15 protein-coding genes are annotated in these 14,196 nt (G+C 63.1%); 4 read left to right on the plus strand and 11 right to left on the minus strand.

From position 1 onward, the window contains the following. From IAE34_RS24565 to IAE34_RS07190, 3 genes are all read left to right on the plus strand, one after another. The coding region (locus IAE34_RS24565; RefSeq protein ID WP_325100978.1) for a hypothetical protein at positions 1-207 on the plus strand (207 nt) is incomplete at its 5' end. A 145-nt stretch (positions 208-352) separates the two neighbouring features. Continuing rightward, entirely contained in the window at positions 353-1,129 is a 777-nt protein-coding gene (locus IAE34_RS07185; RefSeq protein ID WP_200138182.1) for a hypothetical protein, read from the plus strand. A 65-nt stretch (positions 1,130-1,194) separates the two neighbouring features. Beyond that, positions 1,195-1,779, plus strand: a complete 585-nt coding sequence (locus tag IAE34_RS07190; RefSeq protein ID WP_200138183.1) for a hypothetical protein — start codon at positions 1,195-1,197, stop codon at positions 1,777-1,779. A 62-nt stretch (positions 1,780-1,841) separates the two neighbouring features. Here IAE34_RS07190 and IAE34_RS07195 read toward each other — a convergent pair whose 3' ends face one another. From IAE34_RS07195 to IAE34_RS07235, 9 genes are all read right to left on the minus strand, one after another. Continuing rightward, positions 1,842-2,450, minus strand: a complete 609-nt coding sequence (locus tag IAE34_RS07195; protein WP_442793190.1) for an START domain-containing protein — start codon at positions 2,448-2,450, stop codon at positions 1,842-1,844. Positions 2,451-2,478: 28 nt separating this feature from the next. Then, positions 2,479-2,733 (minus strand): YkgJ family cysteine cluster protein, encoded by a 255-nt coding sequence (locus tag IAE34_RS07200; protein ID WP_200138185.1) that lies wholly within the window; start codon positions 2,731-2,733, stop codon positions 2,479-2,481. 106 nt (positions 2,734-2,839) lie between these two features. Next, on the minus strand, positions 2,840-3,346 hold the full coding sequence (locus IAE34_RS07205; protein ID WP_200138186.1) for a hypothetical protein: 507 nt from the start codon (positions 3,344-3,346) through the stop codon (positions 2,840-2,842). Between the two features lie 60 nt (positions 3,347-3,406). After that, entirely contained in the window at positions 3,407-4,849 is a 1,443-nt protein-coding gene (locus IAE34_RS07210; RefSeq protein ID WP_200138187.1) for an aminotransferase-like domain-containing protein, read from the minus strand. 152 nt (positions 4,850-5,001) lie between these two features. After that, entirely contained in the window at positions 5,002-5,814 is an 813-nt protein-coding gene (locus tag IAE34_RS07215; protein WP_200138188.1) for an OmpA family protein, read from the minus strand. Further along, positions 5,811-6,164 (minus strand): DUF4398 domain-containing protein, encoded by a 354-nt coding sequence (locus IAE34_RS07220; RefSeq protein WP_200138189.1) that lies wholly within the window; start codon positions 6,162-6,164, stop codon positions 5,811-5,813. Before IAE34_RS07220 ends, IAE34_RS07215 begins: the two co-directional genes overlap by 4 nt. A gap of 9 nt (positions 6,165-6,173) precedes the next feature. Next, positions 6,174-6,995, minus strand: coding sequence for a transporter substrate-binding domain-containing protein (locus IAE34_RS07225; RefSeq protein ID WP_200138190.1), 822 nt, complete (start codon positions 6,993-6,995; stop codon positions 6,174-6,176). Between the two features lie 82 nt (positions 6,996-7,077). Continuing rightward, a complete protein-coding gene (locus IAE34_RS07230; protein ID WP_200138191.1) occupies positions 7,078-8,007 on the minus strand; it encodes an electron transfer flavoprotein subunit alpha/FixB family protein in 930 nt (309 codons plus the stop codon). Position 8,008: 1 nt separating this feature from the next. Continuing rightward, complete coding sequence (locus IAE34_RS07235; RefSeq protein ID WP_200138192.1) at positions 8,009-8,758, minus strand: electron transfer flavoprotein subunit beta/FixA family protein; 750 nt, start codon at positions 8,756-8,758, stop codon at positions 8,009-8,011. A 538-nt stretch (positions 8,759-9,296) separates the two neighbouring features. Between IAE34_RS07235 and IAE34_RS07240 the strand changes: the two genes are divergently transcribed. Continuing rightward, positions 9,297-10,961 (plus strand): electron transfer flavoprotein-ubiquinone oxidoreductase, encoded by a 1,665-nt coding sequence (locus tag IAE34_RS07240; RefSeq protein ID WP_200138193.1) that lies wholly within the window; start codon positions 9,297-9,299, stop codon positions 10,959-10,961. 81 nt (positions 10,962-11,042) lie between these two features. Here the strand turns inward: IAE34_RS07240 and IAE34_RS07245 are convergent, their stop codons facing one another. Beyond that, complete coding sequence (locus IAE34_RS07245; protein ID WP_200138194.1) at positions 11,043-12,854, minus strand: ABC transporter ATP-binding protein/permease; 1,812 nt, start codon at positions 12,852-12,854, stop codon at positions 11,043-11,045. 183 nt (positions 12,855-13,037) lie between these two features. Beyond that, the gene (locus IAE34_RS07250; RefSeq protein ID WP_200138195.1) at positions 13,038-14,195 is read right to left on the minus strand and encodes a glutathionylspermidine synthase family protein; all 1,158 of its coding nucleotides are present in this window, start codon (positions 14,193-14,195) and stop codon (positions 13,038-13,040) included. Position 14,196: the final 1 nt, after the last annotated feature.

Genomic DNA, 14,196 nt, shown 5'->3' on the forward strand with positions numbered 1-14,196 from the left:
CCGCCGGATAGTGGCTTGAGCCGAGAGATTGAGCGCACTGGCAACCCACTCAACAGGGATGTTCTGGGTAAAAGTGCTGAGGTCGGAGAAGTTGAAGAGATCGCCGAGGTCGAGCAATTGCTGCTGAATAGGCATAAAAAATCCGATACCAGGGGGCTGGTATCGGATTTTCTAGAAACCCTGGCTCGGACTCAAATGCTTAAGTGAACAGCATTACGGCAACCTGCCGGGGTTTTTCTTTGCCAATCCCTGATGGACGAAGCACTTCCTGCTGCCTGGCCGACCCTGCCGGGCCGATGATGGACCTGCACTGATGAGTGCAATCCCATCTCTCGCTCCACAGGAAAATGCCATGAACATCGAACGTACGTTGGAGTTCCTCGACCAATTCGAGCCGCTGCTGCCACAACCCGCTGCACTGGTGGCCTCGGCCGGCCCGCCCGCCCCTGCCGACGATGCACCTCCAGCACCCAGTGGTAGCGACAAGCAAGAGGCCGGTGTGGTCAAATCCCAATTGATCGCCTTCACCTCTGGGCTCGATAGCCAGTACAAGGATGCGGTCAAGTACTCCACCCAGCTGGCACAGATGGCCGCCGACAAGAAGTTCGACCACATCAAGCAGCGCATGGAATGGTACGACGCCTACAGCGAGTCGCTGAAGATCCTGGGCTGGGTCGGTTCGACCATCAAGCTTACCGAATACAAGAACAGCAACCTGGAAATCACCATGGAGGAGGTGGCGATCGAGTTGCTGAAACTGGCAGCCGGTCCCAACGCAGCGCTTATCGCCGACCTGACCAGCGCGACCATCAACGCACTCAAGCAGGACGAGAACGTGCTTTCGAAGCTGCAGATGTCTTCGAGCTCGGGCTCGACAGGCGCGTTCGATATCCTTCCGGCACTCCAGCATGAAGATGACGTGGTGCTGTACACCCACGCGATGGTATTCGAGCAGCATAAATCCAGCGGAGGTTTCTGGTTCTGGAGCTGGAAACTGAGCGATATGAGCCTGTCCCACGCCGCCAACCAATGGACACTCAATTACGACTTCTACAAGTCAGTCGAGCCGCGCGCCAAGAAGATACTGGGGCAAAGCACCGACGCGTTCTTCGACTCGCTGAGCTTCTGAACCCTCTCGAGACACTCTTCATGGATGACTCAGCATATACCTTGTACCGAGTGGCAGGGGCGGTGGTGATCGCGCCAGTGCGCATCGCTTCACTGGCGCGTCAGGATGTACTCGACAGCCTCCTGCTGGCCCAGCTTTACGCCAACCAGCGACATGACCCCTTCATCGATGCCGAAGAATGGGCCAGAGCGTGCGTGACCAGCTTGCAGAAGATTCGCTGGTCGCTCACCTCGTCCGCAAGCAGTACGCAAACGCTGACCTCAACTTTCACCCTCGAATCTCGCTTCACAGCCGCAGCCTCAGGCAGGCCATCAGCATGGATGGATGCCCTGGACGCGCTGTCGGCCGGTGCCAGGAAGGCTCTTCTGCCATGGTGTACGCGGGTACACGACAGGCAGGTGATCGTGAAGTTGGCCGTGGTCAGAATCTGCAGCGAGGATCATTTCGAGATCAGGAGCTTGCTGGCGCATTGTCCGTCGCCACTACCGGCCCAATGGCTGGAGCATGTGCAGATGGCGTCGACGCGATCACCCGTGCCGACGCGCTCGAGTGACGTCAGCTTCAATCTGAGCAGTGATTACGCCGAAATGCGAAACAAGGTGATCCAGGCGCTGGGCACCCATCGAAGCTCGGAGATCGTCAGGCTGTAGCTAGGCTGTAAAGGCAGGTGCCTGCGCTGCACGAAAGGCGCGCAGGCCTTGCACACCCTAACCTACCGCGCTTCAGCCTTGGTCCGCAACGCCTTCAAGGTATTGAACGGCGCATCCACCACGAACTTGTTGGCCAGCCATGACGGCACGCTGCCGCCTGGCTCGGTGTGCACCTGGTAGGTCACTTCGGTGCTGTCGCCCTTGGGCACCAGCTTCCAGAAGCCTTCCACCTGGGCCACTCGCACGAAGCCTTTCTCCTCTGGCAAGTACTTGGGCTCGCCCTCGAGCTTACGCGTCAGGCTGCCGTCGGCGCCCTGCACGGTGGTCACGTGCAGGACCGAGTCGCGGGGCGTGACCGGCCAGGGCGTATTGAATTGGGTGTAGGTCCAGCTCTGATCGCCTTCATGCTTGAGCAGCTTCTGCGACTTGCACTCGTGCACCCAGGCACAGGCACCGGCCACGTCCTCCTGCAAGGCCCTGACCTTGGCCAGCGGCGCCTTGATGACCGTCACGCCACGGTAGGCCTTGTACTTGGAGCCGGCCACTTCGCTGAGCGACACCTGGATGCCCTCCTGGTCCTTGGCCACCTGCCAGTCCTCGGCCCAGGCTGCCGGCGCCAGCATAATCCCTACTCCACACACCAGCATCACGCGCTTGATCGATCTCATCATCTTGTTCCTTTTGTCGAAGATTCGAATGTCACGCCGCCGTCATGCGCTCCAGCCAGCCGATGATCCTGATGGCCTCGTCGCGATCGCCGCCGCAGACATCCGCCTCAGCCTTGAAGCCACCACAGACCTTCGGCCGTTCAGGGCTGCCGAACAGCTCGCAGAGATACTCCATGGACAGGTGCAGGCAGCGCTCGCCAGCCGGCTTGCCATTGGGCATGCCAGGAATGGGCGAGCTGATGGATGGCGCGATGCAGCATGCACCACAGCCCTCACGGCATTTCATGAACACGACACTCCTGGTGCTTGACGGGACGGACGCCCCTGAATACTAACGACCCAAACGCCTGTTTGAAATTACCGGAGCGATGAAATCGGCGATGACTCGGTAGTCAGTTGCGAAATTCGAAGTCGAGCGCGGCGCCTTCCACGTCGCGGCGGCTGTCGTTACGCAGTTGCAGTTGCATTTCGTTGCTGATGAGCCTGCCGTTAAGCTGAAACGGACTGTCGTCCACGGGCTTGTCGGGAAACATGGCCGGCAGCAGCGGTTTGCGGGCGGTGGGCGCCGCGTTCACCGAGGGCTTGAGGTTCTTCACCATGTCTGTAGGCAGGCTCAGGTCGAGCTTGGCATTCGGTGCGGCCTGAGCAGTCGGCTTGCTGGCAGACTTGCGGCCGGTGGTCTTGCGCTTGGCTTTGCTGGCGGGCTTCTTGGCAACTTTGCTGACCGCCTTCGTCGGCTTTTTCGCCGCCGACGTGCTGGCGCTTTTCGCCGGAGGCTGAGCCCCCTGGGGCTGAGCCGTCTCCGTGGCGGCCTGCGCCTGCGCAGCCTGCACCACTGTCCCGGTCCATCCAGACAGGACAATACACATCATCAGAGCGAAGCGACGAAAAGCAGTCATGGTGATCGCAAGCGTGGCATCAAAATGCCTATGCTCCCTGTAAAGCGCGGATCTGACAAGCTAGAAAAGCGTGTCTGGCGATTCGCGACACAATTGATGGGCCAGCAGACCCAGCGTCATGACGGCCCTTTGCGCCTCTTTGTTCCAGGGAATCCCGCAGTTGAGCCGAATGCAGTGGTTGAACTGCTCGGTGTTGCTGAAGATCAGGCCGGGCGCGATGCTGATGCCCTGCTCCAGTGCCCGCACGTGCAATTCCTGGGTATTGACGCGCCCGGGCAGGCTGACCCAGAGAATGAAGCCGCCCGTGGGCCGGGTCATCTGGGTACCGGTGGGGAAGTGTTGCTGCACAGCCAGTTGATAGGCGCTCAGGTTCTTGCGGTACTCCTGGCGAATGAACCGCAGGTGGCGATCGTAGCCGCCGTTTTCCAGATAGGCCGCCACGCCCATCTGGGTCACGCTGCACGCCGAGTGCGTGGTGAAGGTCTGCAAGCGCTTGATTTCGTCCTGGTAGCGCCCCGGGATCATCCAGCCGACTCGCACACCGGGCGACAGTGTCTTGGAAAAACTCGAGCAGTAGATCACCCGATCCAGTCGGTCGAACGCCTTGAGCGCCTTGGTGCGGCCCTGCTCGAACATGAGCTCGCCATAAATGTCGTCTTCGACGATCTGGATATCGAAATCCGAGGCCAGGCGCAGCAACTGTTTCTGCCGCTCTTCGGGCATGGTGCCGCCCAGGGGGTTGCTCAGGCGCGGCGTGAGCACCAGCGCCTTGATCGACCACTGGTTGGCCGCCAGTTGCAGCGCCTCCAGGCTGATACCCGTCGAGGGATCGCTGGGGATCTCGATGACCTTCAGGCCCAGCAGGTCGGCCAGTTGCAGCAGCCCATAGTAGGTCGGCGACTCCGCGGCGATCAGGTCGCCTGGCCGGGTGAGCACCCGCAGGGACATTTGCAGGGCGTCGACGCAGCCGTGGGTGACGATGACCTCGCGCGGATCGACCAGCACGCCAGCATCGCGCATGCGGATGGCGATCTGTCGACGCAGCGGTTCGAAGCCGGGGCTGAACATGTAGCTGAAGGCGCGCGGGCTGTGGAATCGGGTGACCTTGGCGATCTGCTGATGCAGGGCGCGCACCGGCAGGTAGTCGACATGCGGCACTGCCGCGCCAAAGGGGAACACCCCATCCCGACGCGCCTCGGTGAGCACCTGCTCGATGATGCTGGCGCGGGTGACCAGCCCCGGCCGCTCGACCCTGGCGATGTCCGGGGTGGGCGCAGTGAGTGCGGGCGTCTGGTGGACGTAATAGCCCGACTGCGGCCGGGCGCGGATCAGGCCCTGGTCTTCCAGGTTGGCATAAGCCTGCAGGACTGTGGCATGACTGACATTGAGCTGGGCGCTCATCTTGCGCACGGAGGGCACACGCTCGCCTGGCTGATAGACACCACGGCGGATGTCCTCGGCCAGCTGCTGGGCGATACGCTGGTACAACAGCAGGTTGGTCATGGCGATTCTCGGGGCGCGGACGAATTCATTGTTCTTGTGCCACTGCAGTGCCGCTAGCATACCGGAACAGTTGCAAAGTGTACGGGGACAGATGAGAAATTAGTCGCCGTTACAGTTGCGTGACATCAATGAAACTCCAGCGCCCGCGACGCTCAGCGCGCCGGTGACAAGCGACCCTTGTCATCGGAGAACACGATTTCGACGCGACGGTTCTGCGCCCTGCCCCGCTCCGAGGCGTTCACGTCGACCGGATACTGGTCGCCATAGCCCTGGACCTCGATGCGTTTTTCGTCCACGCCCAGGTCGACCAGCATGTCGGCCACCGACTGAGCACGGCTTTGCGACAGCGTGAGGTTGTCCTCGGGCGTGCCGGTACTGTCGGTATAGCCCTCGATGCGCACCACGCGACGCGGGTTGAGCTGCAGGAACTGCACCAGCTTGAGCACCGTGCGGCTGGCCGAGTTCTTCAACTGCGCCTCACCGGTGTCGAACAGCACATCCGACAAGGTCATCACCAGACCCCGCTCGCCCTGTTCGGATGCCAGGGCCGCGATCTGCGCCTCGACCCACTTGCCCTGCTGCTGCACGCTCGCCAGCTTGGCCTCGCGCAAGGCCAGTTGCAGACGCTGACGCTCCAGGTCGAGCTTGGTCAGGCGCTCCTGGTTCAAGGCCAGATCGGCATGCTCGCGGGCGATTTCACTGTAGCGCTGGCTGAGGTAGGCATAGTGGCGAACATCGCTGCCGGTGCCGATATACCCGGCCAGACGCTCGGCGCGAGCCAGGGACTCGCCGGCACGGATCACGTCACGTGGGGCGCTGCGCAGCACGTCGGAGTCGTCCTTGACCTTCTGCAGCGCCGCCGAGGCGTCGGACAAGGCCGATTCGCTGCGCTGGCTGGCGCAACCCTGCAGGCCCAGTGCAGCCAGCAGGGCAAGCGCGGCGAAGGCGTCGTAGGCACGCTTCATGGCTGCACCTCCAGCTGTTTGCGCAGGCGCTGAACCCGAGACTGAACCACCTTCAACTGTTCGTCGCTCTTGCGCGTCAGCACTTGGGCTTCGGCCAGACGGGCGTCCAGCTCGGCCTGCTCGGCGCGCATGCGCGCGTCACGAAAATCCTGGCTGGTCATGTCGACCCTGGCCCTGGACAGCTTGTCCTCGGCCAGCTTGAAGGTGTCCAGCTGATCGGTGGCACCGACTGCCCTGGCCTGTTCCAAGGCCTGTTCGGACAGGCGCATCTGCTCGTTCGGGGCGGGGTCGTTGGCGCATCCGGCCAGGCCGACGAGGGCCAGGAGCAGCATCAGGGGTTGGCTTTTCACGCAATCTTCCTACTGTTTGGGGGCGTCTGCGGTTGTCTGCATCTGCGCTTTCCAGCGCTCGACATTGCGTTGCAGCACCCCTTCCGAGGCGCCGGAGACCGGCAATTCTGTCAGTTTTTTTGCCAATTGCCCACGCAACCAGGTGTCGTTGCAGGCCGAATTGTGCGACACCGCCAGGTACAGGCCCGGCCGATCGACCACCAGATCACGGGCGACGAGGTCGGCGCCCAACCCCAGGCTCTGGATCATGGCCATGCCCGAGTAGCGCCCCGCCAGTACATAGTCGACCTGACCCAGCACCAGTTTCTGCAGCGCCTGGGTCAGGTTCTGCGACGGCACCAGCTTGAGCTGGGCCTTGGCGAACGCCTCGAACGCCGGGGTGAGCCGGGCCTTGGCCGACACCGTACCCCGGTGCCTGGCCAGATCGGCCGGCCCCTCCAGCGCCAGCGTGGCGTCGTGTCGCGTCCACACCAGGTACTCGTTGAGTTGCAGCGGCGGATGAATGTAGTCCAGCGCAGTCAGTTGCTCGACCTGCATCGGCGTATCCAGCAACAGGTCCATGCGTCCACTGCGCACTTCTTCCAGCGCTTGCTCACGGCGTCCGCTGTACAGCACCTCGATCTTGACGCCGAGCTCGTCCGCGACCTGGCGCAGCAGATCGACATTGGCGCCGATCAGGTGCCTGGGGTCACGCGGGTCCTGCCAGGAATAAGGGGGCGCATCGGGACTGCCGGTCACCACCAGCCGCTCGCACTTGCCAGCCGCCATCGCCTGCGTGGCCATCAACGCCAATCCGCAGAGCCACCAGCGACCCACTGCGCACGACACCATCGTCTACCCCCTCACCCTGCCGCCAAAAAAAAGCCCGACCCTCGAACGAGGACCGGGCTTCTTTATAAGTGAAGCGACTGGATCAGACCAGCTTTTCCAACTCCGGCACCGCCTCGAACAGGTCGGCGACCAGGCCGTAGTCGGCTACCTGGAAGATCGGCGCCTCTTCATCCTTGTTGATCGCCACGATCACCTTGGAGTCCTTCATACCCGCCAGGTGCTGGATCGCGCCGGAGATGCCGACGGCGATGTACAACTGCGGCGCGACGATCTTGCCGGTCTGACCGACCTGCATGTCGTTGGGCACGAAGCCTGCGTCCACCGCGGCACGCGAAGCGCCGACCGCTGCGCCGAGTTTGTCGGCCAGGGTGTACAGATGCTTGAAGTTGTCGCCATTGCCCATGCCGCGACCGCCGGAGACCACGATCTTGGCTGCGGTGAGTTCCGGACGGTCCGACTTGGCCAGCTCTTCGCCGACGAACGACGACTTGCCGGCGTCGTGGGCTGCGGCGACCGCTTCCACGGCAGCCGAGCCACCCTCGGCGGCGACGGCGTCGAAACCGGTGGTACGCACGGTGATGACCTTGACTGCGGCGCTCGATTGCACGGTCGCGATGGCGTTACCGGCGTAGATGGGTCGCTTGAAGGTGTCGGCGGACTCGACCGCGATGATCTCGGAGATCTGGTCGACGTCCAGCAGGGCGGCGACGCGTGGCAGGATGTTCTTGCCGTTGGTGGTGGCCGGGGCCAGCACGTGGGAGTAACCGCTGGCCAGTTCCTGGATCAGCGGTGCGACGTTTTCCGGCAAGGCGTGGGCATAGGCGGCATTGTCGGCCACCAGTACCTTGGCCACGCCAGCGATCTTGGCGGCTGCCTCGGCAATGCCGGCGACGTTCTGGCCAGCGACCAGGACGTGGATATCACCGCCGATCTTGGCAGCGGCGGCCACGGTATTAAGGGTGGCCGGAGCCAGGGCAGCGTTTTCGTGTTCAGCGACAACCAGGATAGTCATTTCAGATCACCTTCGCTTCGTTCTTCAGCTTCTCGACCAGTTCGGCCACCGACTTGACCTTGATGCCTGCGCTGCGCGCGGCCGGTGCCTCGACCTTGACGGTCTTGACCGAGGAGGCGGTGGACACGCCCAGCGCATCCGGCGTGACGGTCTCCAGAGGCTTCTTCTTGGCCTTCATGATGTTGGGCAGCGAGGCGTAGCGCGGCTCGTTCAGGCGCAGGTCGGTGGTGACGATCGCCGGCAGCGCCAGCGCGACGGTCTGCAGGCCGCCATCGATCTCGCGGGTGACGTTGAGCTTGTCGCCTGCCACTTCCACCTTGGAGGCGAAGGTGCCCTGGGCGTAGCCGGTGAGCGCAGCGAGCATCTGGCCGGTCTGGTTGTTGTCGCTGTCGATGGCCTGCTTGCCGAGGATGACCAGTTGCGGCTGCTCCTTGTCGACCAGGGCCTTGAGAGCCTTGGCCACGGCCAGGGAATTCAGCTCTTCAGCGGTCTCGACCAGAATGGCGCGATCGGCGCCCAGCGCCAGGGCGGTACGCAGTTGTTCCTGAGCGGCGGTCGGGCCGACGGCCACGGCCACGATCTCGGTCGCCACGCCCTTCTCTTTCAGGCGCACGGCTTCTTCCACGGCGATTTCGCAGAAGGGGTTCATGGACATCTTGACGTTTGCAAGGTCGACGCCGGAGTTGTCCGCCTTGACGCGAACCTTGACGTTGTAGTCGACCACTCGTTTGACAGCTACAAGAACCTTCATGGATTCCTCGTTACTCTCCGGTGAAAAGAATGTCGCCTGGGGCTTGCCCGGCGAGTGCGCGTGGGTACAAGGACACCTCTGAAAACGTTCGGGGAGCCGGGAAATTTGCCCCGACCTACGGGTGGGCTGTCGCCCCGCAAGGCAAAACCCTGGGGCCATTTCCTGTTGTGGCGTGTAGACTGCACTACACGACGCCCACTGGCCGCTAGACCCCACCGTACCGGGCCTTTAGAGGTGCACCTGCGTCCGACGATCAGCCTACGCCGAGCGCAAAACCGCTCGTATCTTGACCGTAACGCTTAATCGGGTCAATACGGCAGATCGGCCAGCTTCCGGCCCTGCTCCTTTGATTTTACTGGGCTGCGACGAATTCAAACAAACGTTTGTATTGGACCTGCCGAGTGGTGTAGATATAATGCGCGGCCAAGACAAAACGGTGTAGTCCGCCTGCGGCACGGCTACCACTGCCCCACCGTGAGGGGCACTCGATACCCATAAGACAAAGCACACGCGACGAGCCTTGAGTAGGAGATAACCTGTGGAACGCGAATACATGGAATTCGACGTGGTCATCGTCGGCGCCGGCCCGGCGGGCCTGTCCGCCGCCTGCCGCCTGAAGCAGAAGGCCGCCGAAGCCGGTAACGAGATCAGCGTCTGCGTGGTCGAGAAAGGCTCCGAAGTAGGCGCCCACATTCTCTCCGGTGCGGTGTTCGAGCCGCGTGCGCTGAACGAGCTGTTCCCCGACTGGAAAGCACTCGGCGCGCCGCTCGACACCGAGGTCAAGCGCGACGACATCTATGTACTCAAGGACCCGAGCAGTTCGGTCAAGGTACCAGACCTGTTCGTGCCCAAGACCATGCACAACCAGGGCAACTACATCATTTCGCTGGGCAACCTGTGCCGCTGGCTGGCGCAGCAGGCCGAGAACCTGGGCGTGGAAATCTATCCAGGTTTCGCCGCCCAGGAGGCGCTGTTCGATGACGACGGCGTGGTCCGCGGCATCGTCACGGGCGATCTGGGCGTGGACCGCGAGGGTAATCCCAAGGACGGCCTGTACACGCCGGGCATGGAGCTTCGCGCCAAGTACACCTTGTTCGCCGAAGGTTGCCGCGGTCACATCGGCAAGCAGCTGATCAAGCGCTTCGACCTGGACAGCGAGGCCGACGTGCAGCATTACGGCATCGGTATCAAGGAAATCTGGGAAATCGACCCGAGCAAGCACGAACAGGGCCTGGTCGTGCACACCGCTGGCTGGCCGCTGGACCTGGTCAGTGCCGAGAATACCGGCGGCTCGTTCCTCTACCACCTGGAGAACAACCAGGTGGTGGTCGGCCTGATCGTCGATCTGTCCTACGCCAACCCCTACCTGTCGCCCTTCGACGAGTTCCAGCGCCTGAAGCATCATCCGGTGATCAGCCAGTACCTCGAAGGTGGCAAGCGCATCAGCTACGGCGCGCGCGCCATCTGCAAAGGTGGCCTGAACTCGCTGCCGAAGATGGTCTTCAAGGGCGGCGCTCTGATCGGTTGCGACCTCGGCACGCTGAACTTCGCCAAGATCAAGGGCAGCCACACCGCGATGAAGTCCGGCATGCTGGCTGCAGAGGCAGTCGCCGAGGCGCTGCTCGCCGGTCGCGAAGGCGGCGATACCCTGGACCGCTACGTCGAGGCATTCAAGGCCAGTTGGTTGTATGAAGAGCTGTATGCCAGCCGCAACTTCGGCCCGGCCATGCACAAGTTCGGCCCGCTGTTCGGTGCAGCCTTCAACTATGTCGACCAGAACTGGTTCGGCGGCAAGCTGCCCTTCACCCTGCACGATACCAAGCCGGACTACGCCTGCATGAAGCTGGCGGCCGATTCCACCCGCATCGAGTATCCCAAGCCCGATGGCAAGCTCAGCTTCGACAAGCTCAGCTCGGTGTTTCTCTCCAGCACCAACCATGAAGAGGAACAGCCCTGCCACCTCAAGCTGACCGATCCCAGCGTGCCGATCGCCACCAACCTGCCACTCTACGATGAGCCGGCGCAACGTTACTGCCCGGCAGGCGTGTACGAGGTGGTCACACAGGAAGACGGCAGCAAGCGCTTCCAGATCAACGCGCAGAACTGCGTGCACTGCAAGACCTGCGACATCAAGGATCCGTCGCAGAACATCACTTGGGTGACGCCAGAAGGTGCAGGCGGCCCGAACTACCCCAACATGTGATCGACACGCGGGACGAAAAAGCCCCTCTGGCCGTTACGCCAGAGGGGCTTTTTCATGCCCGCGACAAAGTCGCCGGCAAGCTCAGGACAGCACCACGGCCGCTTGCTCGATCAGCGCCCAACCACCTTGGCCATCCACCTCCAGGCGATGACTGTGAAAGGCCGCCAGGGTGGCGCGATGACCGACACTGACCAGCAGCGTTTCGGGCATTTCCTGGCGCAACAGCGCATACAGCGCATGCTCCAGCCCCTCGTCCATCGCCGAGGTGGATTCGTCGAGGAATACCACATGGGGACGATTGAACAGCACCCGGGCGAACGCCAGGCGCTGCTGCTCGCCGATCGACAGGATGCGTGACCAATCGCGCTGTTCTTCCAGGCGCTCGGCCAGGTGCGGCAGGCTCACCTGACGCAGCACCTGCTGCAGCCGGGCATCCTGATCCAGACCCGGCTGCGCCGGGTAGGCAATCGCAGCGCGCAGGTCACCCAGCGGCAGATACGGCCGCTGCGACAGGAACAGTGCCTGCTCGCCCAGTGGCCGGCCCACCCTCCCGTCGGCATGGGGCCACAGGCCCGCCAGGGCGCGCAGCAAGGTGGTCTTGCCACTGCCGGACGGCCCCTTGATCAGCAGCGCCTGCCCGGCCTGCAGGTGCAGGTCGAGGTGGGCGATCAGGCTCTGGCCCTCGGGACGACGCACGCACAGGTCTTCGATGATCAGTGCCCGAGCCGCTGGGTAGGCCGTCACCTGCGCAAGTGCCGCCGCCTGCTGATTGGCGTCGACGAAGCCGGTGAGGCGATCCAGGGTCGCACGGTAGCTGGCGAAGGTGTCATAGGACTCGCGAAAGAACGACAGCGAGTCCTGCACCTGGCCAAAGGCCTGCGTCGTCTGCATCACATCGCCCAGCTTGATCGCCCCACTGAAGAAACGCGGCGCTTGCAGGATGAATGGAAACACCACCGCCACCTGCCCGACCCCCAGGTTGAAGCCGTTGAACTTCAGGGTTCGCCAGACCAGTGCCCAGACGTTGCCGATCAGCGCGAAGAAGCGTGTCAGCAGGGTGCCGCGCTCGACCTGTGCACCCTGGTAGAAGGCAATGTTTTCGGCATTCTCGCGCAGGCGCATCAGGGCGTAGCGGAAGTTCGCCGTGAGTTTCTCGTTGAGGAAATTCAGACGGATCAAGGGCCGGCCGAGCCGGAAAGCGATCCAGGTGGCCACCAGCACGTAGACGTAGACGGCGAACACCATGGCCCGCGGCACCTCCAGGCCGGCTACCGACAGCGGTGCCGAGAGCCCCCAGAGAATTCCTGTGAAGGCCACCAGGGAGACCAGTGCACTGATCGCGCCCAGGGCCAGCGACAGCGAGCCGGACACGAAGGCGCTGACGTCCAGCTCGATGCGCTGGTCCGGGTTGTCGACCGGTCGATCGAGGAACTGGCCACGGTAGTAGGCATCGCCCTGCATCCAGTCGGCCGTCAGCCGCTCGGTCAACCAGACCCGCCAGCGGATGTTGAAGGCCTGGGTCACGTAGTAGGCCAACAGCGCGCGCAGTACATGGATGCTCGCCAGCACCGCGAACACGCCCAGCATGTACCAGAACGCTGCCTGGTCGAGGTTCTGCAGGGCATCGTAGAAGCCGTTGTACCAGAATGAGAACAGCACGTTCATGCGCACGGCGAACAGGGTGAACAGCAACAGCACTGCAAACATCAGCAGCGGGCGCCAACTGCGGCGGATATCGAAGTAGGCGCCGGCCAGTTGCCAGAACTGCCGTCCCCAATGAGTGAAGCGCACCACCAGTGCAGCGGCGACGACGAAGGTCACGGCGGTGATCGAAAAGGCGATTGCCAGCCAGCTCAGGCTTTGTTGCAGGGCCTGGTGCCAGTTCATGTCCATGGTGCACGTCCGCGGCGAAAATTTCCCCGAGCCTAGCACCGGGCGCAGCGCCCCTGGATGACGGAGGTTTCATGTTGCAGACGGCGGGCCATGCCGTGGAAACGGGCGTCAGGGATCCTCGGCGCCTTACAGCGCTAGAACCCGTCGCCTGATGGCGCTTGCGCAGCAGGCGGCCGATGCAGGTCAGTCGAGCACTATGTGCGGCACGAAGCGCGCGCTGTCCTTGGTGATCAGCGAATCGTCCTCGCGGATGCCGATACCGCAGGCCTGGTCGCCGATGACCCAGGCGCCGACCAGCGTGTAGCTGTCGCCGAAGCGCGGCAAGGGTGCGAAGCGTTGGAGGATGTAGGGGGCGTCGTCATAAGGCCCGTCCTCGAACACCCGTTGACCGTCGTAGGTGAGGATATCGACATTGGCCCCTTCGCGGGAGAAATAGGGCTTGCGCACCCACCCCTTGGGTACTGCGGCCTCGGGATGCTCGTCGCGATGGGCCGGCAGCAGATTCGGATGGCCGGGGTGCCATTCCCAGAGCAGTGGCAACAGACCCTTGTTGGACACCAGCGCCTTCCATGCCGGCTCCACGAACTGCGTGCCGCTGGCCTGGATGGCGAGTCCGAAGGGCTCCTGGAAGATGTGTTCCCAGGCATGCAGCTTGAACAGCCGCACGATAGGTTCGCCGGCCAGGTCGACGAAGCGTCCCTGGCTGTCCAGCCCGATGTCCTGCAGGTCGATGTGGCCCGTGCGAAGGCCGGCATGCGCGGCCATGCGCCGCAGAAAATCCGTGGTGCCGCGGTCTTCCACGGAGCCGGCGATGGCCGAGAAGTGGAACCTGTCACGGCGATCGAACGCGCCGAAGGCCCGCACCAGCTCCTCGGCGATGCTGTTGAACTGAGTGGTGTGCGGCGCCAGGACGCCACGCTGGATCTGCTCTTCCAGCCAGATCAGCTGGAAGGCAGCCGCTTCGTACAGAGAGGTCGGCGTGTCGTAGTTGGCCTCGATCAGCTTGGCCGGACCTTCGCCGTCGTAGCTGAAGTCGAAGCGGCCATACAGGTGCGGCTCACGGGCGTGCCATGACTGGCGTATCAGGTCGAAGAACGTTGGCGGTATGGCCAGCCGGGTCATCAGCGCCTCGCTCTCGACGATCCGCGCGACCGCATCCAGACACAGGGCATGCAGCGCCTGGGCGGGCGCTTGCAGGTCGCGCAGCACCTGCGCTTCGCTGAACACATAGCAGCCGCGCTCGTCCCAGTAGCGCTCGCCCTCGAAGGTGTGGAAGGCAAAACCCTCGCGCTCGGCGGTAGCGCGCCAGTCCGGGCGTTCGGCCAGCTCGAGACGGCGCACG

This window comes from Pseudomonas sp. S30, assembly GCF_016518545.1.
Taxonomy (GTDB): domain Bacteria; phylum Pseudomonadota; class Gammaproteobacteria; order Pseudomonadales; family Pseudomonadaceae; genus Aquipseudomonas.

Bases quoted from the DNA above. Each gene is read 5' to 3' on its own strand.
- IAE34_RS07225 (WP_200138190.1), bottom strand. From the start codon at position 6,995: ATGGTGTCGTGCGCAGTGGGTCGCTGGTGGCTCTGCGGATTGGCGTTG.
- IAE34_RS07235 (WP_200138192.1), bottom strand. From the start codon at position 8,758: ATGAAGGTTCTTGTAGCTGTCAAACGAGTGGTCGACTACAACGTCAAG.
- IAE34_RS07200 (WP_200138185.1), bottom strand. From the start codon at position 2,733: ATGAAATGCCGTGAGGGCTGTGGTGCATGCTGCATCGCGCCATCCATC.
- IAE34_RS07245 (WP_200138194.1), bottom strand. From the start codon at position 12,854: ATGGACATGAACTGGCACCAGGCCCTGCAACAAAGCCTGAGCTGGCTG.
- IAE34_RS07210 (WP_200138187.1), bottom strand. From the start codon at position 4,849: ATGACCAACCTGCTGTTGTACCAGCGTATCGCCCAGCAGCTGGCCGAG.
- IAE34_RS07185 (WP_200138182.1), top strand. From the start codon at position 353: ATGAACATCGAACGTACGTTGGAGTTCCTCGACCAATTCGAGCCGCTG.
- IAE34_RS07195 (WP_442793190.1), bottom strand. From the start codon at position 2,450: ATGATGAGATCGATCAAGCGCGTGATGCTGGTGTGTGGAGTAGGGATT.
- IAE34_RS07230 (WP_200138191.1), bottom strand. From the start codon at position 8,007: ATGACTATCCTGGTTGTCGCTGAACACGAAAACGCTGCCCTGGCTCCG.
- IAE34_RS07205 (WP_200138186.1), bottom strand. From the start codon at position 3,346: ATGACTGCTTTTCGTCGCTTCGCTCTGATGATGTGTATTGTCCTGTCT.
- IAE34_RS07215 (WP_200138188.1), bottom strand. From the start codon at position 5,814: ATGAAGCGTGCCTACGACGCCTTCGCCGCGCTTGCCCTGCTGGCTGCA.